18 protein-coding genes are annotated in these 19231 nt (G+C 61.3%); 4 read left to right on the plus strand and 14 right to left on the minus strand.

What is annotated here, in order from left to right:
• Nucleotides 1-102: 102 nt before the first annotated feature.
• Genes plsX through M5B42_RS10110 form a run of 3 tightly spaced genes read right to left on the minus strand, consistent with a single transcriptional unit; the run spans nucleotide 103 to nucleotide 1840 of the window.
• Nucleotides 103-1113, minus strand: a complete 1011-nt coding sequence (plsX, locus tag M5B42_RS10100; RefSeq protein WP_283099719.1) for a phosphate acyltransferase PlsX — start codon at nucleotides 1111-1113, stop codon at nucleotides 103-105.
• A gap of 3 nt (nucleotides 1114-1116) precedes the next feature.
• A complete protein-coding gene (gene rpmF / locus M5B42_RS10105) occupies nucleotides 1117-1299 on the minus strand; it encodes a 50S ribosomal protein L32 (RefSeq protein ID WP_003179396.1) in 183 nt (60 codons plus the stop codon).
• Between the two features lie 13 nt (nucleotides 1300-1312).
• Nucleotides 1313-1840 (minus strand): YceD family protein, encoded by a 528-nt coding sequence (locus tag M5B42_RS10110; RefSeq protein ID WP_100940760.1) that lies wholly within the window; start codon nucleotides 1838-1840, stop codon nucleotides 1313-1315.
• 106 nt (nucleotides 1841-1946) lie between these two features.
• Here M5B42_RS10110 and M5B42_RS10115 point away from each other — a divergent pair, with 106 nt between their 5' ends.
• Nucleotides 1947-2525: a nucleoside triphosphate pyrophosphatase gene (locus M5B42_RS10115; RefSeq protein ID WP_248745708.1), complete on the plus strand. Its 579-nt coding sequence runs from the start codon at nucleotides 1947-1949 to the stop codon at nucleotides 2523-2525.
• Nucleotides 2526-2656: 131 nt separating this feature from the next.
• Here M5B42_RS10115 and M5B42_RS10120 read toward each other — a convergent pair whose 3' ends face one another.
• The 3 genes from M5B42_RS10120 to rluC are packed head-to-tail and all read right to left on the minus strand — an operon-like array spanning nucleotide 2657 to nucleotide 5281.
• On the minus strand, nucleotides 2657-3652 hold the full coding sequence (locus M5B42_RS10120) for a S49 family peptidase (protein WP_103496770.1): 996 nt from the start codon (nucleotides 3650-3652) through the stop codon (nucleotides 2657-2659).
• Between the two features lie 20 nt (nucleotides 3653-3672).
• Entirely contained in the window at nucleotides 3673-4335 is a 663-nt protein-coding gene (locus tag M5B42_RS10125; RefSeq protein WP_177100299.1) for an HAD-IA family hydrolase, read from the minus strand.
• Entirely contained in the window at nucleotides 4325-5281 is a 957-nt protein-coding gene (gene rluC / locus M5B42_RS10130) for a 23S rRNA pseudouridine(955/2504/2580) synthase RluC (protein WP_103496768.1), read from the minus strand. The genes M5B42_RS10125 and rluC overlap by 11 nt, the downstream gene beginning before the upstream one ends.
• A 712-nt stretch (nucleotides 5282-5993) precedes the next feature.
• Here rluC and rne point away from each other — a divergent pair.
• The 3 genes from rne (at nucleotide 5994) to M5B42_RS10145 (ending at nucleotide 12084) form a co-directional block, all read left to right on the plus strand.
• Entirely contained in the window at nucleotides 5994-9320 is a 3327-nt protein-coding gene (gene rne / locus M5B42_RS10135; protein WP_248745709.1) for a ribonuclease E, read from the plus strand.
• 210 nt (nucleotides 9321-9530) lie between these two features.
• On the plus strand, nucleotides 9531-11660 hold the full coding sequence (locus M5B42_RS10140) for a pesticin C-terminus-like muramidase (RefSeq protein ID WP_248745710.1): 2130 nt from the start codon (nucleotides 9531-9533) through the stop codon (nucleotides 11658-11660).
• Nucleotides 11661-11664: 4 nt separating this feature from the next.
• Nucleotides 11665-12084 carry a hypothetical protein gene (locus M5B42_RS10145; protein ID WP_248745711.1) on the plus strand — a complete coding sequence of 140 codons (420 nt, stop codon included), beginning with the start codon at nucleotides 11665-11667 and terminating at the stop codon, nucleotides 12082-12084.
• 68 nt (nucleotides 12085-12152) lie between these two features.
• Here M5B42_RS10145 and M5B42_RS10150 read toward each other — a convergent pair whose 3' ends face one another.
• From M5B42_RS10150 to M5B42_RS10185, 8 genes are all read right to left on the minus strand, one after another.
• Nucleotides 12153-12743 carry a nucleotidyltransferase family protein gene (locus M5B42_RS10150; protein ID WP_248745712.1) on the minus strand — a complete coding sequence of 197 codons (591 nt, stop codon included), beginning with the start codon at nucleotides 12741-12743 and terminating at the stop codon, nucleotides 12153-12155.
• Nucleotides 12736-13722 carry an XdhC family protein gene (locus M5B42_RS10155; RefSeq protein ID WP_248745713.1) on the minus strand — a complete coding sequence of 329 codons (987 nt, stop codon included), beginning with the start codon at nucleotides 13720-13722 and terminating at the stop codon, nucleotides 12736-12738. Before M5B42_RS10155 ends, M5B42_RS10150 begins: the two co-directional genes overlap by 8 nt.
• Nucleotides 13722-16040: a xanthine dehydrogenase family protein molybdopterin-binding subunit gene (locus tag M5B42_RS10160; RefSeq protein ID WP_248745714.1), complete on the minus strand. Its 2319-nt coding sequence runs from the start codon at nucleotides 16038-16040 to the stop codon at nucleotides 13722-13724. Before M5B42_RS10160 ends, M5B42_RS10155 begins: the two co-directional genes overlap by 1 nt.
• Nucleotides 16037-16507, minus strand: coding sequence for a (2Fe-2S)-binding protein (locus M5B42_RS10165; protein ID WP_248745715.1), 471 nt, complete (start codon nucleotides 16505-16507; stop codon nucleotides 16037-16039). Before M5B42_RS10165 ends, M5B42_RS10160 begins: the two co-directional genes overlap by 4 nt.
• 272 nt (nucleotides 16508-16779) lie before the next feature.
• The gene (gene murB, locus M5B42_RS10170; RefSeq protein ID WP_248745716.1) at nucleotides 16780-17799 is read right to left on the minus strand and encodes a UDP-N-acetylmuramate dehydrogenase; all 1020 of its coding nucleotides are present in this window, start codon (nucleotides 17797-17799) and stop codon (nucleotides 16780-16782) included.
• Complete coding sequence (locus M5B42_RS10175; protein ID WP_152737135.1) at nucleotides 17796-18260, minus strand: low molecular weight protein-tyrosine-phosphatase; 465 nt, start codon at nucleotides 18258-18260, stop codon at nucleotides 17796-17798. The genes murB and M5B42_RS10175 overlap by 4 nt, the downstream gene beginning before the upstream one ends.
• Complete coding sequence (gene kdsB, locus M5B42_RS10180) at nucleotides 18260-19024, minus strand: 3-deoxy-manno-octulosonate cytidylyltransferase (RefSeq protein WP_152737136.1); 765 nt, start codon at nucleotides 19022-19024, stop codon at nucleotides 18260-18262. The genes M5B42_RS10175 and kdsB overlap by 1 nt, the downstream gene beginning before the upstream one ends.
• Nucleotides 19021-19206 (minus strand): Trm112 family protein, encoded by a 186-nt coding sequence (locus M5B42_RS10185; RefSeq protein WP_007931663.1) that lies wholly within the window; start codon nucleotides 19204-19206, stop codon nucleotides 19021-19023. Before M5B42_RS10185 ends, kdsB begins: the two co-directional genes overlap by 4 nt.
• Between the last annotated feature and the right edge of the window lie 25 nt (nucleotides 19207-19231).

Consider the following 19231-nt stretch of genomic DNA (forward strand, 5'->3'; position numbering starts at 1 on the left):
GTCGAAGAATTGACGTCCCGCCTTGGCGGACGCAAGAAACTGTCAGTTTGGATGGCTGATTGAACTGAGCGGTCACATTTAAGCATTCCCGCGGGAAAACGCCTAAAGCAATAGCTCCTCCAGGCGACCATGCAGGCGCTCGGGGAGGTTTTCCTGGATCTCGATCAGGGCTCGGGCAATCGCGCTCTGGAAACCCTCGACCCCGGCGGAGCCGTGACTCTTGATGACGATGCCCTGCAAGCCGAGAAAACTCGCACCATTGTGCCGCGCCGGGGCGAGATCGGCCTGCAGGCGCTTGAGCAACGGCAAGGCCAGGGCACCCACCAGGCGCGAGGCCAGGTTCTGCCTGAACAGCGCCTCGATCCGCGCGGCGATCATGGTCGCCAGGCCTTCGCTGGACTTGAGCAGGATATTGCCGACAAAACCGTCGCACACCACCACATCGGCCTCGCCGCGATACAGCCCGTCGCCTTCGACGAAGCCGATGTAGTTCAGCCCCCGCGCCTGCTGCAACAGCGTCGCCGCCAGCTTGACCTGCTGGTTGCCCTTGATGTCCTCGGTGCCGACATTGAGCAGCGCAACACGCGGCCGCAGCACGCCAAGGGCCTCGGCGGCCACCGCGCCCATCACGGCGAACTGGAACAGGTGCTCGGCGCTGCAATCGACGTTCGCCCCCAGGTCCAGCAACTGACAATAGCCGCGCTGGGTCGGGATGGCCGCGACCATGGCCGGACGATCAATCCCCGGCAAGGTCTTCAGCACATGCCGCGACAAGGCCATCAAGGCCCCGGTATTGCCGGCACTGACACAGGCCTTGACCTTGTCATCGCGCAGCAACTGCAAGGCCACGCGCATCGACGAATCCGGCTTGCCACGCAGGGCCTGGGACGGACGCTCATCCATGGTGATGATTTCGCTGGCAGGCGTAATGGTCAGGCGCGCGCGATCCACAGTCGGATAACTGGCGATCAGGGGTTCAAGCTGGGAAGGTTGACCGACGAGGGTCAGGTGCAGCGAGGGTGTAGCGGACAGACAGGCAATACTGGCCTGGACAATGCTGCGGGGACCGAAGTCCCCGCCCATTGCGTCGATCGCGATGATCTGAGCGGACAAGATTTACTCGTCAGCGCCCTTGTCGATCACTTTGCGGCCACGGTATACGCCTTCTGGCGATACGTGGTGACGCAGGTGAACTTCACCGGTGGTCTTTTCCACGGACAGGGTGCTTGCCTCGAGGGCGTCGTGCGAACGACGCATGTCACGGGCGGAGCGGGATTTTTTGTTCTGCTGAACAGCCATAATTGATTAACTCCTAAACGTTTGGGTCACGCTTTAACTGCGCCAATACACTGAACGGGTTGGACCGCGTTACCTCGTCCTCGCTCGGTTCGGGCTCATCGAGCCCCGCCGGCTGCTGGCATTCTTCCGGATGATGAGCAGGCACAATGGGCAAGGCGAGCAGAAGCTCTTCCTCGATCAATGCCTGCAGATCCAAAGGATCTTCGCCCAGTTCCAGCACGTCATAACCTTTCGGCAACGACTGGGTATTCGCACCCTCCTTCACCACAGCATAACTGCATTCGCTGTGGATCGGCAGGGTGACCAGCTCAAGACAACGCTGGCAAACCATTTTGACCTCGGTGTCGATAAAGCTGTGAATCATCACGGCCTTACGTTCATCTCGTTCAAAAACGAATTTAGCCTGCACCGTACCGACAGTGTCGGAAAGCGAGTCGCAGAGTCTCTCCAAATCGGCCAGCAGCAGTTCACCTTGAAGGGTGGTGCCACGATCAGCCAATTTGCGCGGGTCAACGTGAGGTGGAATCGGGTCATTCAACATAGGCGCAGCATTCTAGGGATGCACCCTGCCACTGTCAAAGGAAATTAGGCCCTGTCCGTCAGCCGGCCGGCCGACTAGAATCGGCGACCTGCCTCAGGAGAACCGCATGCTGCCCTTGTTACTTGCCTCAAGCTCGGCCTATCGCCGGGAATTGCTGACCCGCCTGCGCCTGCCTTTCACTTGCGCCTCGCCGGATATCGACGAAAGCCAGCGTCCCGGCGAAGCCGCCATCGAGCTGGTCAAACGCCTGGCCGAGGAAAAGGCCCGGGCCCTGGCCGCCCATCATCCGGCGCACCTGATCATCGGTTCGGACCAGGTCGCGGTACTCGACGGACGGATACTCGGCAAGCCCCACGGCTTCGAGAAAGCCCGCGAACAGCTGCTGGCCGCCAGCGGCACTCGCGTGAGCTTTCTCACCGGACTGGCGCTGCTCAACAGCCAGACCGGGGCATGCCAGGTGGACTGCGTCCCCTTCAGCGTGCAGATGCGCAGCTTGACGGTCGAACGCATTGAACGCTACCTGCACGCCGAACAACCCTATGACTGTGCCGGCAGCTTCAAGGCCGAGGGACTGGGCGTAAGCCTGTTCCAGAGCACGGAAGGACCGGATTCCACCAGCCTGATCGGACTGCCACTGATTCGTCTTGTGGACATGTTGCTGGTCGAAGGCGTACAGATTCCGTAATGCGCGCCATCGGCACGCCCTCAGCCTGCCGGCTGATCGCGAGCAAGCTTGCTCCTACATACCGGAACCCTGCATTCCACCCATAAAAAAACCGGTCATTCACGACCGGTTTTTTTATTGCTGCATGAATATCAGCGCAAGGTCGGACCCTGGAAGCCCATCCACATCGCCAACTGCTCGGCGACGCTGGCACCCAGCTTTTTCGAGAAGCGATCGAAAGGCGATTCCTGAACGGTAAAGTCCACCAGCTCCTTCTCGCCGATCACATCCCGCGCCACGGAACTGGCACTGCCCAGGCCGTCGATCAAGCCCAATGGCAACGCCTGCTCGCCGGACCAGATCAGCCCGGAGAACAGCTCGGGATGATCCTTGTCTTTCAGGCGATCACCGCGCCCCTTCTTCACGCTGGCGATGAACTGGTTGTGGGTGGTGTCCAGGACACCCTGCCAGAACCTGGTCTCATCGGCCTTCTGCGGCTGGAACGGATCGAGAAACGCCTTGTGCTCACCCGAAGAGTACGGGCGACGCTCCACACCCAGCTTCTCCATGGTGCCGACAAAACCGTAGCCGGCCGCCGTCACCCCAATGGAACCGACCAGGCTGGACTTGTCGGCATAGATCTCGTCCGCCGCGCTGGCGATGTAGTAGGCGCCGGAAGCCCCGATATCGGAAATTACCGCGTACACCTTGGTATCCGGGTGCAGGCCACGCAGGCGACGAATCTCGTCAAACACATAACCCGACTGCACAGGACTGCCGCCCGGACTGTTGATACGCATGATGATCGCCTTGACCTTCGGATCCTCGAAGGCCGTACGCAGGCTGCCGACAATATTGTCGGCACTGGCCGACTCCTTGTCCGCAATCACTCCGCGCACCTCGATCAGGGCGGTGTAGTGAGCCCCACGACCGGCGCTCTTCTCCATATTGATCAGTGGCGAGAACATCACCAGCGCGCCGAACAGATACACAAAGGTCAGCAGCTTGAAGAAGATCCCCCAGCGCCGCGAGCGACGTTGCTCCTGCACACCGGCCAGCAAGGTCTTTTCCAGCAGCTTCCAGCTCCTGTCATCACCCGAACCCGATTCGGCATTCGCCTTTGGCGGCGCGCCCCATTCATCAGACATGCGTACTCACCCCAACGAATTCAATTGACCCGGCCATCGAGCCAGGCATGCAACTGTGGAAAACTGTCAATCTCCAAGCGCGGCTCGAACACCCGCAACTCATCCATCGACAAGGCACCATAACCTACAGCCACTGAATCCATGCCAGCATTGCGAGCCATTTGCAAATCGAACACCGAGTCCCCGACCATCAGGGCCTGGGAAGCCGGGACACGACAATGGGCAAGAATCTGCTCGAGCATCAGCGGATGCGGCTTGCTGGCGGTTTCATCGGCGGCGCGGGTGATATCGAAATAATCCGACCAGCCATGGGCCTTCAATACCCGATCCAGGCCGCGACGGTTCTTGCCGGTCGCGACCGCCAACTGGTAGCCGCCGGCGCGAAACGCCTCCATGGACTCCAGGACGCCTGGAAACAGCGGCGAAGGAACCGTTTCAAGGGCAATATAGCTGTCGGCATAGTGCTGGCGAAAAACCACCAGCTCTTCATCGCTGATCGCCGGGTACAGGGTGCAGATCGCTTCCGGCAAGCCGAGACCGATAATGCCCTTGACCGCCGTCTCATCGCGCGGGACAAAACCCGAACGCGCGGCCGCCACCCCCATCGCCTCGACAATCCGACCAATGGAATCGGCCAAGGTGCCGTCCCAATCGAAAATCAGCAGCTTGTATTCAGACCGCACTCAGTCGCTCCACCGTCTTGGCCCACATTTCATCCACCGGTGCCTGCAACTTCAATTCGCCGCCATCGGGCAGCGGCACGGTCAGCATATAGGCGTGAAGGAACAGGCGCTTGCCGCCCAGATCGCGGATTTCCTTGGTGAAACCATCGTCACCGTACTTGCTGTCGCCGGCAATACAGTGCCCGGCGTGCAAGGTGTGCACACGAATCTGGTGGGTCCGACCGGTCACCGGCTTGGCCTCGACCATGGTGGCGAAATCACCGAAACGGCGCAGTACCTTGAACACCGTGAGCGCCTCCTTGCCCTCCTCGTTGACCTCGACCATGCGCTCGCCGGAGCGCAGGTTGCTCTTGAGCAAGGGCGCGCGCACCTGCTTGATCGAAGCCGCCCAGTTACCACGCACCAGGGCCATATAACGTTTATCGATGCCGTCGCCGCGCAGCGCTTCGTGCAGATGGCGCAACATGCTGCGCTTCTTGGCGATCATCAGCAGTCCGGAGGTGTCGCGGTCCAGGCGATGGACCAGTTCCAGCTCCTTGGCATCCGGGCGCAACTGACGGAAGGCTTCGATCACGCCATAGTTCAGGCCGCTGCCGCCGTGCACGGCAATACCGGCCGGCTTGTTGATCACGATCAGGGCCTTGTCTTCAAACACGATCGAAGCCTCCAGGCGCTGCAACAGCCCCTGGGCCAAAGGCACCGGTTCGTCGCGCTCGGGGACGCGCACGGGCGGAACCCGCACGATATCGCCGGCCTGGAGTTTGTACTCGGGCTTGATGCGCCCCTTGTTCACTCGCACTTCGCCTTTGCGCAAAATGCGGTAAATCAAGGTCTTGGGCACACCCTTGAGCCGAGCGAGAAGGAAATTGTCAATGCGCTGGCCGGCATATTCCGGCGAGACCTCAAGCAGTTGTACGCCTGGAGTCGGGGGGGTAGTCGTCGTCATGCCGGCGATGATAACAATTTTTTATGGAATTGAAGCACTTAATCATTGCTGCTATAGTCGCGAACGCCGCCAAAAGCGGCTGGACAGAGGACCAACGGCCAACAGCCGGCCCTGCCCAACGCAATTCATCAGGATGCGAGGCCGTCCTACGGGGCTTTCGCCGTTCGAGGAAAGGTTCGCGATCGTAACGAGCGCAGGTGACATGAGGCCTGAAGCGCGCCGGAAAACTGAGTCAACACTCGTTTCCCGAGCCGGTATTAACGGCCAGTTCACAAAGTGCAGTCGGTCACGAGTCACACCTGGGCGAAGGCATCGGAAACAACGCCTAATTAGCCATGAGCGTGCTTTCCCCTTTCGGAGAACACGGTAAATGCCAACCCGCTGCGGATTCTGCGCGCGGCCGCACCCGAATTATCAGGGATACGTGTAGGGTGGAGATGCACAACCGTCGGACTGTGTAGCATTAGGCTTTATCAAGACGCTTCATATCGTCCACACCCGCGGTTGATTCCTCCTCCTGACAGAGCTTTTGCTTGTGAGGTGCCTTTTGTCACCCCAAGAAGCAGGACGCGTGAGTCGCGACTTCGTCCCCTCTGGACGAACCTCGCCAGACACAGGAATGGCCAACCACTCCTGACGCACCTGACACCGACCGTGAGAAGTCGTGTGTGCCGAACGCCGTTTCCGGCAGCCCGGAAACCGACGGTACTACATGAAAAGAATGCTGATTAACGCAACTCAACCCGAAGAGTTGCGTGTTGCCCTGGTAGACGGCCAGCGCCTCTACGACCTGGACATCGAGTCCGGTGCACGCGAGCAGAAGAAGGCCAATATCTATAAAGGCCGGATTACTCGCATCGAGCCAAGCCTTGAGGCTGCCTTTGTCGATTTCGGCTCTGAGCGCCACGGCTTCCTGCCGCTGAAAGAAATCTCCCGCGAATACTTCAAGAAAGCCCCCGAAGGCCGCGTCAATATCAAGGACGTCCTGAGCGAAGGCCAGGAAGTCATCGTCCAGGTCGAGAAAGAAGAACGTGGCAACAAGGGCGCCGCCCTGACCACCTTCATCAGCCTGGCCGGTCGTTACCTGGTACTGATGCCGAACAACCCACGTGCCGGCGGTATCTCCCGTCGCATCGAAGGCGAAGAGCGCAATGAACTGCGTGAAGCGCTGAACGGCCTGGTTGCCCCGGCCGACATGGGCCTGATCGTGCGCACTGCCGGCCTTGGCCGCAGCAGCGAAGAAATGCAGTGGGACCTCGACTACCTGCTGCAACTCTGGACCGCCATCAAAGAAGCCTCGCTGGATCGCTCCGCGCCTTTCCTGATCTACCAGGAAAGCAACGTGATCATCCGCGCCATCCGCGATTACCTGCGCCAGGACATCGGCGAAGTGCTGATCGACAGCGTTGAAGCCCAGGACGAAGCCCTGACCTTCATCCGCCAGGTGATGCCGCAGTACGCCAGCAAGATCAAGCTGTATGAAGACAGCGTGCCACTGTTCAACCGTTTCCAGATCGAAAGCCAGATCGAGACCGCCTTCCAGCGCGTCGTCGAACTGCCTTCCGGCGGCTCCATCGTCATCGATCCGACCGAAGCCCTGGTGTCCATCGACATCAACTCGGCGCGCGCCACCAAAGGCAGCGACATCGAAGAAACCGCGCTGCAGACCAACCTGGAAGCCGCTGAAGAAATCGCCCGTCAGTTGCGCCTGCGCGACATCGGCGGCCTGATCGTCATCGACTTCATCGACATGACCCCGGCCAAGAACCAGCGCGCCGTGGAAGAAAAAGTCCGCGAGTGCCTGGAAGCCGACCGTGCCCGCGTACAAGTCGGCCGTATCTCGCGCTTCGGCCTGCTGGAAATGTCCCGTCAGCGCCTGCGTCCGTCCCTGGGCGAAAGCAGCGGCATCGTCTGCCCGCGTTGCAACGGCACCGGCATCATCCGTGACGTCGAATCGCTGTCCCTGGCGATCCTGCGCCTGATCGAAGAAGAAGCCCTGAAGGACCGCACCGCCGAAGTCCGCGCCCAGGTGCCGATCCCGGTTGCAGCCTTCCTGCTCAACGAAAAACGCAACTCGATCACCAAGATCGAACTGCGTACCCGTGCACGCATCGTGATCCTGCCGAACGATCACCTCGAGACGCCGCACTTCGAAGTGCAACGTCTGCGTGATGACAGCCCGGAAGCCCACACCAACCAGTCCAGCTACGAAATCGCCGCTGCCGCTGCCGAAGTGGAAGAAGTCCAGCCGGCCGCGGCCACCCGTACCCTGGTTCGCCAGGAAGCAGCGGTCAAGACCGCTCCGGTCCGCGCCAACGCTCCGGTTCCGGCCGAAGAAGTCGCCGCTCCGGTTGCCGCACCCGCACCGGTTATCGCCGAGCCAAGCCTGTTCAAGGGCCTGGTGAAGTCGCTGGTCAGCCTGTTCGCCAGCAAGGAAGAGCCTGTTGCACCGGCCGTGGTTGAAAAACCGGCAGCCGAGCGTCCGGCCCGTAACGAAGAGCGTCGCAACGGTCGCCAGCAGAGCCGCAACCGTAACGGTCGCCGCGATGAAGAGCGCAAGCCGCGCGAAGAACGTGCGCCACGTGAAGAACGTGCACCGCGCGAGCCGCGTGAAGAACGCGCTCCACGGGAAGAACGTGCGCCGCGTGAAGAGCGTGCGCCACGTGAAGTCCGCGAAGTGCGTGACGAAGCCCCGGCCGTAGCCCGCGAGGAACGTGCTCCACGTGCTCCGCGTGAAGAACGTGCACCGCGCGCCCCGCGTGAAGATCGCAAGCCACGTGGCGAGCGTGAAGAACGCGTGCGTGAACTGCGCGAGCCACTGGATGCCGCACCGGCCGTCGCCGCTGCTGCAACGGCTGCTGTAGTCGCTGAAGAGCGTCCAGCCCGTGCGCCACGTGAAGAACGCCAGCCGCGTGCACCGCGAGAAGAACGCCAACCGCGTGCCGAGCAACCTGCTGTTGCCGGTGAAGAAGAAGTGTTGCAGGGCGAAGAGCAACTGCAGGACGACGGCCAGGACAACGCCGAGGGTGGCGATCGTCCACGTCGCCGCTCCCGTGGTCAGCGTCGCCGCAGCAACCGTCGTGAGCGTCAACGTGATGCCAACGGCAACGTGATCGAAGGTTCGGAAGAAGGCAGCGAAGAGCACCACGAGCACGCTACCGGTGCCGAACTGGCTGCCGGCCTGGCCGTGACCGCCGCTGTCGCCAGCAGCGTGATCAGTGCCCCAGCCGAAGCCGAGGCGCACCAGCAGGCCGAACTGGCCACTGCCGCGATCCAGGAAACCCCGGTGGTTGAAGCTCCGGTCGTTGAAGCCACCACCCCGGTGGAAGCGCCAGCGGTACCGGAAGTGGAAGTCGCCCCGGTTCGTGAAGCCGAGCCCGTGGTTGAAGCCGCCGTCGAGCCAGCGGTTGCCGCTGAACTGCCGGTATTCGTGGCACCTGAACCGGCCATCGAAACCGCGGTTGTCGAAGCACCGGTTGTTGCAGCGCCAGTCGTTGAAGAACCTGTTGCTCCAGCCCCTGTCGTCGAAGCTCCGGTTGCGGAGCCCGCGCCAGAGCCGGCTCAGGAAGTCCAGGCCACGTTCCAATGGTCCGAGCCAGCCGTCGAAGCACCTCAGGCACCCGTGACCGAAACTGTGGTGGCTGAAGAGCCCGCCGTGGTTGCACAGCCAGAGCCTGCTCCGGTGGTTGCTCCAGTCGTGGCTGAAGTCGCTGCACCGGTTGCCGAGGCGGCTCCGGCCAGCGCCCTGACCAGCAACGGTCGCGCTCCGAACGATCCGCGTGAAGTGCGTCGTCGCAAGCGTGAAGAAGAGCGCCTGGCTCAGGAAGCTGCCGAACGTGCCGCTGCTGCCCCCGCAGTAGAAGCCGTGGTCGCAGCCGAACCGACGCCTGCGCCTGAAGCGACTCCAGCGGAGTTCGTGCCGGCTGAAAGCGGAGCGGCTGCACCGACCATCGACGAAAACCTGCAGTCCGTCGAAGAAGTGGTTGAACATAACCACAAAGCCCAGGAAGAAGCCCACGAGCCTAAACCCCTCGCCTGACTCTGACGGCTGTTGAAAAGCCCCGCCTGCAGCGATGCAGGCGGGGCTTTTTTTGTCCGCCATTCATAGCCCACCTCCTTTCCTGCCTGAAGATCCAGCCGCCATGCAGCAAGGAAAAGCCCTACATCACAAACTGAAGCCCACTGACTGACTCCCGCTTTTCGTCGGCGCACAGTCAGCCTCTCAGGGACGGGTGAGAGGGCAATGTTCATGAAGAACGCAAACAAGAGGCTGGCCTGGTGCTTTCCTTTCAAGGTTGCAGGTGCTCGCAGCCGGGAAGTCGCGGACCCGCAAACCTGCTACGACGCCCTGGCCAAAGCCACGGGCGGCACCTACCCGCTGGGGCAAGGCGGCCTCTGGCATGGCGGGGTGCATTTCGACAAGAACACGGCGGCGCTCCTCGACCAGGAGGCCGTACGTTGCATTGCCGATGGCGAAGTCATTGCCTACCGCATCGATCAGGCCTACCCCACCTCCCCCAAGGCCAACGGCGAGCCGGCGGCCTATTCAACGGGGTTCGTGCTGATCAAGCATTGCCTGAGCCTTCCCGGCCAGACGTACAGCGCAATCTCCCCGCTGCCGCCACAGTCGCTGACGTTCTACAGCCTCTATATGCATTTACTCAGTTGGGAGCACTACCAGCGCGACCCCGGCAGAGCCAGGCCGGCTTTCTGGATGGAAGAACCTCAAGCCAAGGCCCGGGTCATCTCTCTCGATACTCCGTTCGCCATCAAGGCCGGAGCACTGATCGGTCATCCCGGCATCTTCAGTACACCCAGTCATGGGGATGGCGAAGGCCTGCTGCATCTGGAAGTCTTCAGTTGCGACGATGTGCCGGCCTTTATCGAAAAGAGTCGCGCCTATGCCGCCAGCCTCCCCGAGAGTGAAAGAAGCCTGGCCCGCATCAGTAGAATCGCCAGTGCTCTGGTGCCACACACTCCTGATATCAACGCCAGTCACCCGCCGAAGATGGCAAAACGCAGCCTGCGGACGCTCCCGGGCCTGATCCTGCCACGGGTGGTCCTCGATAACCTGCCGTCCGATCACCGGATCCGCGACACCTTTGCCCTGCCCGGCCTGAAGCCCTACACCCAGCACTGGTGGCACCTCAAGAACCGCATGGCCGATGCCAGTGGCCAGCGTGTCAGCGGCTGGCTGGGCGAGAGTGCGCTGTTCTTCGACGACTACAGTCCGTGGGATTGGGCCGGCTTTGATTGCCTGCGCGAAACGACCTGCCATAGCGAACAGTTGGCCTGTCACTTCCAGGCCATGGAGTTGTTCAGCAAGGCACAACAGGCCGACTACGACTTGCAGGTGCACAAGGCGAACAACGGCCCGATCAAGACCCGACTGCGTCAGATTATCCAGGGCAACGCTGATTCCATCGCGGTCAGCCCGCTGCTGACACCAAAGCGAATTCGCGCCGCGCTGGACAATCCCCATCACGCCCAAGCCATTTCGCAGTTGATTGTTCATTATGAAAGCGAGTGGTTCTGGAACCCCGCCAAATGGAATGAACTGGATCACCTGCTACGACACAGTGACAGCGAACCCAATAAACGCTGGGAGCAGGAGAAAAAGCGGATTCAGAAACTGTCCTGGTGGGCCGAGTTGGCGGGAAAGCATGGGATCAATCCGGACGGGAAAGCCTGGTACTTTCATCCCATCGGGTTATTGGCAAACTTTGTGGTCATCGAAGATGAAAACGACCTCAAGTGGCTCACGGTGGAGCGAGGACAACTGACGTTTGATGTGGAAGGTAATGATATTGATGATCCAACCCATCCGCTGCATATCTACTTCAGTCGCAAGGTGCACTGGCCGGGTGGGGCATCGGGAATAACCATTGGTCGCGGGTATGATCTGGGACAGAACAGAAATGCCGAAGCCGATCTGGCGGCGGCCAATATTCCTGAGCCGTTGTATAGCTGGTTGATTGGGGCCAAAGGGCTTCGTGGTCAGGCGGCAAGAAACTATCTCAAGGCTGCCAGCTCGGAGATCAAAAGACTTTCCATCTCTAGAAAGCAACAGCATGAACTCTTCCAACCCGTCTACGATTTTATGGAAAGCGAGGTCCTTCGAGTCTCAGAAAAAACCGACATCACAGACAAGTATGGGAAATTGAACTGGCATTCAACCCACAGAGCGATCAAGGACCTAATAGTCGACTTAAGATACCGTGGGGATTACGACGCCCGATCCAGGGCACTGCTGCAACGACACCTCATAAACAATGACCTCGACAAACTGTACTCAGTCATCAGCACCCCATCAAACTGGCCAAACGTACCCAGCGACCGCTTCAACAGGCGCATAAGCTACCTAGATAAATCCAGGTAACCACATGAAGAGCACAATCATTCTACTACTCATTTCGGCCCTCACCAACGTCAACGCAGCCAGTGATAAAGCAAACTACAACACCATATACGAAGCTCACTCAAGAAGAATCGGCGAAGTCGTAGCCCGCTACATTAAAACCCACGATGACCCCTGCCTGACTATAGAAGTGCTGGATCCGGACAAAAAATGGATTATTCTATCCAGAAAGAAAATATGTTCCATAAACGGAAAATCTTTTATAGATCAAGTTACTTATTCAAATTTTGAAAAAATAACCTTCTCGGACAAAGGGATAACTAGCAGCCTACTTGTTTTCCCTCTATTGCCCGCTGCACGAGAGAGATACGACTGTCTGATCCCAATCAAAGGTCCCACAATAGGAGCGCTCGCCTGCTCGAAACCGACATACGAGTACGATTAAACCCGAGCCAATACCAACGAACAGCCAAATTTCGTTGATATCAGAAGTATCGTCTAGCTAAATACTCGCTACAAAAACATCAAATGCTCAGGCCTATCAACATCCCAAAGCACACCAGGATCTTCGACAGAAACCTCTCGCACTTTGCCTTCCGCAAACAGTGGCTTGGCCCCGCGATCTCCCGACAAACCCATCAGGGCCGGTCCAAACGAACGCCCGAATCCCACCGGATGCCCATACTCACCTCGAAAAACCGGCACAAAAACTCCGTCGCCCTCAATCCCTGCCATCACCTGTGCAATCGTCCCCGGCAGGATAAACGGCATATCCCCCAGCACCACCAGCCAGCCCGCCGATTCGGCCGTCGCCGTCACTGCAGCGGCGAGACTGTCGCCCATGCCCGTCGACTCGATCAGCAGCACCCGGCAGCCATACACCTGCGCCAGACGAATGACCTCCAAGCGATCCGCCGTCGTCGCCAATAACCGGGTTCCAAGCCCCTGCGGCAAACTCAGCAGCACATGCTCCAACACAGCCCGCTCGACACCATCACGCCCAACACAGCGCGCCAGCAATTTGTCCTGATCGGCCCCCGCCGCCTGTCGAAAACGACTGCCCTGCCCCGCCGCCAGGACAAGGGCCGTGACCGCCTCATTCACTGGTCGCCAGCTCCGGCTTTTTCTGCCGTAACTCGACGCCGTTCTTGATCGCGACGATTTCCGCCATCAAGGACAAGGCAATCTCCGCGGGTGTATGGCTGCCGATATGCAGGCCAATCGGACCATGCAGGCGAGCAATGGCCTCCGCACTCAAGCCCAACGCCGCCAGATTATCTCGGCGCTTCTGGCTATTGACCCGCGAGCCCAGCGCACCGATATAAAACGCCCGGGAATTCAGCGCCGTCAGCAGCGCCATATCGTCAAGCCGGGGGTCATGGGTCAGGGCGACGATCGCCGTGCGTTCGTCGGTCTGGATATTCAGCACCGCCTCATCGGGCATGCCCGGTACAAAACGCCCGTGCTGTTCTTCCCAGCCGTAGACGAACTCCTTGCGCGGATCGCAGATCAAGACTTCGAAATCCAGCAACCGGGCCATTTCCGCCACGTAGCGCGACAACTGACCGGCACCGATCAGCAGCAAGCGCCAGCGCGGACCGTAGATCGCCCGCAAGCGCTCACCGTCAAAACTCAGGGTGTCGCTCTTGCCCGCGTCGCTCAAGGTCACTTCGCCGGTGGCCAGGTTCAGCTCCCGAGCGACAATCTCATGGGCCTCGCAGCGCGCCAGCAACTGCGCCACCCAACCCGGATCGCCTACCCGCTCCTCGGTCAGGCGCAAGGTCCCACCACAGGGCAGGCCAAAACGCGCAGCCTCGTCACGGCTCACGCCATAGGTCACCAGTTGCACCGGCGGCCCGCCGTCCGACAGACGTCCATCCTGCAAACGCTGGATCAGGTCATCCTCGATGCAGCCTCCGGACACCGAGCCGATCACCACGCCGTCCTCGCGCAAGGCCAGCATCGCCCCCGGCGGCCGTGGCGCACTGCCCCAGGTCTGGACTACGCTGTAGAGCACCACCCGCTGCCCCGCGCGACGCCATTGCAGGACACTGCGCAGGACATTCAGATCGACACTGTCCATCAGGCTTTCACCTGGTTCCAGCCTTGCAGCTGGTAACGCACCGGCAGGTTGCGGATACGCTTGCCGGTGGCGGCAAAGATCGCGTTGCACAGCGCCGGCGCAATCGGTGGCACGCCCGGCTCACCGACACCGCCCAACGGCACCTCGCCCGGTGGCGTGACCAGATGCACCGCCACCTCCTTCGGCGCCAGGGACATGCGCGCCACTTCGTACATATGGAAATTGTCCTGCTGGACCTTGCCCTCCTTGAAGCTGATCTCGCCCAGCACGGCGTTGCCCAGGCCCATGACGCAGGCCCCTTCGAACTGCGAACGGATCCGCTCCGGGTTGATCTGCGGGCCGCAGTCCACGGCGATATCGGCCTTGTGCACGATCAGGCTGCCATCATCCTTGACCTCCACCTCGATCACCGCCGCCACGTAGGTGACAAAGCTGTAATGCACCGCCAGCCCCAGGCCACGCCCCGGCGGCAACTTGCGCCCCCAGCCGGCGGCCTTCGTCGCGGTTTCCAGGACCACGCGCATACGCCCGGTATCGATGGGATAACGCTCGGGGGACTCACCGTAGTTCCACTGATCGCTCAGGGTACGCGGGTCGATCTGGCGATCCGGCGCCAGCAACTTGAGCTGATAGGCCAGTGGATCCTGGCCGGCTTTATGGGCCAGTTCATCGACAAAACTCTGGATGGCGAAACCATGGGGGATATTCGATACCGAACGGTACCAGCCCACCCGCGTATGCACCTTGGCCTCCGGGTTTTCCAGGCGCACGTTGGGAATGTTGTAGGCCATGTTGGTAAAGCCCATGCCCAGTTCAAAGGCGCCCTCGTTGTTCATATTGGGCGCGAACAGTGCCGTGATACTCGGTGCCACGGTGCGGTGCAGCCAACCGGACGGCGTGCCATCCTTGTTCAGGCTGGCCCGCAGGTATTCCGCCGACACGGTGTGGAAATACGAATAGTGGATATCGTCCTCGCGGGTCCACTGCACGCGCACGGCCTGGCCCGGCATTGCCTTGGCGAGAATGGCCGCCTCGATGATGTAGTCAGGCTTGGACTTGCGCCCGAAACCGCCGCCGAGCAGGGTCACGTTGACCGTCACCTGGTCGAAGCCGATCCCCAGGCGCTCGGCGATCCGCTCGCGGGTCACCTGGGGTGCCTGGGTCGGCGCCCAGGCTTCGCAGTAGCCGTCGTTGAAACGGGCGATGGCAACCATCGGTTCCATCGGCGACTGGGCCAGGTGCGGCAGGTAATAACCGGCTTCGAACTGGCTGTCGGCGCGTTTCAGGGCCTCCTCGACATTGCCGGTATCGCGCACCACCTTGCCCGGCTGGCGTGCCGAAGCTTCCAGCTCCTGACGGTAGGTCACAGAGTCATAACTGGCGTTGGCACCGTCATCCCAGACGATCATCAGCGCGTCGCGGCCCTTGATCGACGCCCAGGTATTGCTGGCAATCACCGCCACACCACCCAGCGGCTGGAACTCGGAAGGCAACGGACGACTTTCGATTTCCACGACCTTGAGCACGCCCGGGACCTTCAGCGCGGCGCTGGCATCAAAGGATTTGACCTTGCCGCCGTACACTCGAGGACGAGCTACAGTGGCGTAGACGGTGCCTTCAAAATGCACATCGGCACCGTACAACGCTCGACCATTGACGATATCCGCGCCGTCGATGGCCCGGAACGCTTCCTTGCCGATATAGCGGAATTCCGACGCTTGCTTGAGCTTCAGGCTGTCGCGGGCAGGAACGGCCAGTGCGGCGGCCGCGGCCGCCAGGGCACCGTAACCGAGCTCGCGCCCGCTCGGGCTGTGGATAACCTTGTGCAGCTGCGCCCGGCATTCCGCCACCGGGACTTTCCACTGCGCGGCCGCCGCCTGTTCGAGCATGGTCCGGGCCGCCGCGCCGCAACGCCGCATCGGTTCGTACCAGTGGCGCATGCTGCGGGAACCGTCGGTGTCCTGGTTGCCGAAACGCACCTCGTCGCCCGGCGCCTGCTTGACCTTGACCCTTGCCCAGTCGGCCTCAAGCTCGTCCGCCACCACCATGCTCAGGCTGGTGCGCACGCCCTGGCCCATCTCGGCGCGGTTGCAGATCACCGTCACACTGCCATCGGCCTCGATACTCACATAGACCTTGGGATCATCGACCCAGCCATTGGGCATATGGTCGGCCCCATATTTCTGCTCGCCTTCGGCAAAGGCCTCGGGCAGGCCCCAGCTTGCCGCCAGGACCAGTGCACCGGTGGCGCCGACACCCTTGAGAAAGCCACGCCGGCTGAGATTGCTCAGGACGAAATCGTTCAGGGACGGGTTCATGCCTTGGTCTCCTGCAGATGGGCCGCAGCCTGGTGAATGGCCGTCTTGATGCGGTTATAGGTCCCGCAACGGCAGATATTCCCGACCATGGCCTCTTCGATCTGGGCATCGCTGGGCTTGGGGTTGACCTTGAGCAAGGCCGTGGCCGACATGATCTGCCCACCCTGGCAGAAGCCGCACTGGGCAACGCCGCCGTCCAGCCACGCCTGCTGCACAGCCTGGCCGACCGGATCGCTGTGCAGGTTGTCGATGGTGCTGATGCTCTGCCCCGCCACGGAGCCGACCGGGGTGATGCAGGAACGTGCCGGCAGCCCGTCGATGTGCACGGTGCAGGCACCGCACAGTCCCATGCCGCAGCCGAATTTGGTCCCGGTATAACCCGCCACATCACGGATCGCCCAGAGCAGCGGCATGTCCTCGGTGACGTCCAGTGGATGGTCTTGACCGTTGAGTTTCAGGGTAATCATGGGCACGCCCGCATAGTTCAAGGTTATGGGGTCGAGCCATCCGCCGTTGAGTGCCACGGTTCGACACGGGGCGGATCGACTCAGGCTAATAGGCTCTCTCATGAAGCAAACGCTTCATCGGGCCTTTCATGGGATCTGTTTTTACGCCGTTGGCCGGCGAAGGGAAAGCCGTATTCGGAAAAAAGCCTTGTGTACGCTGGATCGCTCTGAATCGGGCTTGCCGGTGATAACGCTGCGACAGATGCCAGCGCTATCACCGAAAAAGCATAGCCTCAGTAGAGATTCGGCTCCATTTCCAGCTCAACGGTAAATCGTTGCAAAATGTCAGCCTGGATCCGCCGGGCCAGGGCCAGCAATTGCAGGCCGCTCGCCGTGCCATAGTTGACCAGCACCAAGGACTGCAAAAGGTGTACACCTGCATCTTCTTCGCGAAAACCTTTCCAGCCCGCCGCCTCGATCAACCAGCCCGCCGCCAGTTTCACCTGGCCGTCAGGCTGTGGATAACTCACCAGCCCGGGATGCGCCAACTTCAATTCGGCAGCCTGGGCAGCCGACACCAGGGGGTTCTTGAAGAAACTCCCGGCATTGCCCAGCACAGCGGGATCGGGCAGCTTTTCGCTGCGGATACTGCAAATGGCCCGACTGACATCGCTGGCGGTCGGCTGGCTGACCCCCTGCTCGGCCAGGCGCTGGGCCACCGGGCCGTAGCCCAGGTGCAGATGCTCGGCACGGCTCAAGGCAAAGCGTACACGCAGGATCAACCAACGCCCGGCGGCGTGTTTGAACAGACTGTCGCGATAACCGAACTGACATTCCTGCAGGGAAAACTCGCGCAACTCACCCGTCTCGCGATCCAGCGCGGTCAGGCCGGCAAACACATCCTTGATCTCGACCCCGTAGGCGCCGATGTTCTGCATCGGGGCTGCACCAACGGTGCCGGGAATCAGGCTGAGGTTTTCCAGACCGTTCCAACCCTGGGCCAGGGTCGACAGCACAAAGGGATGCCAGGGCTCGCCGGCCTCGGCTTCGATCACGACATTGATGCCATCATCGCGCAGCAGGCGAATCCCCCGGGTGCCCATGCGCAACACCAGCGCCTGGATATCCGCGGTCAGCAACAGGTTGCTGCCGCCACCGATCACCAGCAACGGCAACTGATGCTGCGCCGCATAGGCCAGGGCCTCGCGGACATCGACATCGCTGTGGGCCTCGGCGAACCACTGCGCACGAACATCGACACCAAAGCTGTTATAGGGTTTGAGGGAGACCCCGGCTTGCACTTGCAGGGTCATAGACGCCCCTTGAGTTCGATCACCAGCCGATCGCTGGCCTGTTCGATCAGGTCCAGGACCTGCTCGAAACCCTGTTCTTCGTCGTAGTACGGGTCCGGCACTTCCTCCACCGCCCCGTCATAACGTCGCAGGAACAGGTCCAGTTCGGCCTTGCCCTGGGCCGGCTGGAGCAACTTGAGGTTGCGCAGGTTGCTCTGGTCCATGGCCAGGATCAGATCGTAGCGGTTGAAATCCGCCGCCGCGACCTGTCGGGCACGCTGGGCCGACAAGTCATAGCCGCGCATCCGCGCCGCCCGCTGGCTGCGGCTGTCCGGCGACTTGCCGACATGCCAGGCACCAGTGCCGGCGGAGGCCACTTCGATCTGTTCGGCCAGGCCAGCCTCACGCAATTTGTGCCGCAACACTCCTTCGGCCGTGGGCGAACGACAGATATTGCCCAGGCAGACAAACAGAACCCGCATCAGGCCTCCAGCAACCGACGAACACGATCAAGGTCTTGTGCCGTATCGACGCCGGTCGGTGGCGCCTCCAGGGCATCGGCGACATGAATCCGCACGCCGTGCCACAGCGCTCGTAGCTGCTCCAGGCGCTCGGTGGTTTCCAGCCAGCACGGGCCCCAGCTGACAAAGTCATGCAGGAAACCGGCACGGTAGGCGTAGATGCCGATATGCCGGCGGAACGGTATGCCTGACGGCAGTTGCTCGCGGCTGATGGCGAAGTCATCCCGCGCCCAGGGCAGGGTCGCGCGGCTGAACGTCAGCGCCAGGCCGTTGATGTCGCTGACCACCTTGACCACATTCGGGTTGAACAGGGTTTCCACGTCGTGGATCGGCTCGGCCAGGGTGGCCATGCGCGCTTCACTGTGGGCCGCGAGGTTGGCCGCGACCTGATCGATCACCACGGGGGGAATCAGCGGCTCGTCGCCCTGGACGTTGACGACGATGTCATCCGCCGCCAGGCCCAGCAAAGTGGCGACCTCGGCCAGGCGATCGGTGCCGGACTCGTGATCTTCGCGGGTCAGCAGCACTTCGGCACCAAAGGCCCGGCAGGCCTCGACGATACGTGCATCATCAGTGGCCACCACCACCCGCTGGGCGCTGCTTTTGCACGCCTGCTCCCAGGTGTGCTGGATCATCGGCTTGCCGGCGATCAGTTGCAGCGGCTTGGCCGGCAGGCGGGTGGAGGAAAAGCGCGCCGGAATCACGACGACGAACGGGGTGCTCATTTGTCCAGGCGCTCGTCGGTGCTCAGGGTCCGGGCTTCGCTTTCCAGCATGACCGGAATGCCGTCGCGGATCGGATAGGCCAGGCCCGCGCCCTTGCTGATCAGTTCGGTCTTGTCGGCGCTGAGCTTGAGGGGACCTTTGCAGATCGGGCAGGCGAGGATGTCGAGCAGTTTGGTGTCCATGAGGATTCCCTGGATAAAAACGGGT

It is taken from the genome of Pseudomonas sp. MWU12-2037 (genome assembly GCF_023242345.1).
GTDB classification, from domain to species: domain Bacteria; phylum Pseudomonadota; class Gammaproteobacteria; order Pseudomonadales; family Pseudomonadaceae; genus Aquipseudomonas; species Aquipseudomonas gingeri_D.

What these genes read in the sequence shown, in the direction of transcription:
- M5B42_RS10165 (WP_248745715.1), bottom strand. Translation starts at nt 16,507, where the DNA reads ATGATTACCCTGAAACTCAACGGTCAAGACCATCCACTGGACGTCACC.
- kdsB (WP_152737136.1), bottom strand. Translation starts at nt 19,024, where the DNA reads ATGAGCACCCCGTTCGTCGTCGTGATTCCGGCGCGCTTTTCCTCCACC.
- rne (WP_248745709.1), top strand. Translation starts at nt 5,994, where the DNA reads ATGAAAAGAATGCTGATTAACGCAACTCAACCCGAAGAGTTGCGTGTT.
- M5B42_RS10110 (WP_100940760.1), bottom strand. Translation starts at nt 1,840, where the DNA reads ATGTTGAATGACCCGATTCCACCTCACGTTGACCCGCGCAAATTGGCT.
- M5B42_RS10120 (WP_103496770.1), bottom strand. Translation starts at nt 3,652, where the DNA reads ATGTCTGATGAATGGGGCGCGCCGCCAAAGGCGAATGCCGAATCGGGT.
- M5B42_RS10115 (WP_248745708.1), top strand. Translation starts at nt 1,947, where the DNA reads ATGCTGCCCTTGTTACTTGCCTCAAGCTCGGCCTATCGCCGGGAATTG.
- M5B42_RS10155 (WP_248745713.1), bottom strand. Translation starts at nt 13,722, where the DNA reads ATGGACAGTGTCGATCTGAATGTCCTGCGCAGTGTCCTGCAATGGCGT.
- murB (WP_248745716.1), bottom strand. Translation starts at nt 17,799, where the DNA reads ATGACCCTGCAAGTGCAAGCCGGGGTCTCCCTCAAACCCTATAACAGC.
- rpmF (WP_003179396.1), bottom strand. Translation starts at nt 1,299, where the DNA reads ATGGCTGTTCAGCAGAACAAAAAATCCCGCTCCGCCCGTGACATGCGT.
- rluC (WP_103496768.1), bottom strand. Translation starts at nt 5,281, where the DNA reads ATGACGACGACTACCCCCCCGACTCCAGGCGTACAACTGCTTGAGGTC.
- M5B42_RS10175 (WP_152737135.1), bottom strand. Translation starts at nt 18,260, where the DNA reads ATGCGGGTTCTGTTTGTCTGCCTGGGCAATATCTGTCGTTCGCCCACG.
- M5B42_RS10145 (WP_248745711.1), top strand. Translation starts at nt 11,665, where the DNA reads ATGAAGAGCACAATCATTCTACTACTCATTTCGGCCCTCACCAACGTC.
- M5B42_RS10140 (WP_248745710.1), top strand. Translation starts at nt 9,531, where the DNA reads ATGAAGAACGCAAACAAGAGGCTGGCCTGGTGCTTTCCTTTCAAGGTT.
- M5B42_RS10160 (WP_248745714.1), bottom strand. Translation starts at nt 16,040, where the DNA reads ATGAACCCGTCCCTGAACGATTTCGTCCTGAGCAATCTCAGCCGGCGT.
- M5B42_RS10185 (WP_007931663.1), bottom strand. Translation starts at nt 19,206, where the DNA reads ATGGACACCAAACTGCTCGACATCCTCGCCTGCCCGATCTGCAAAGGT.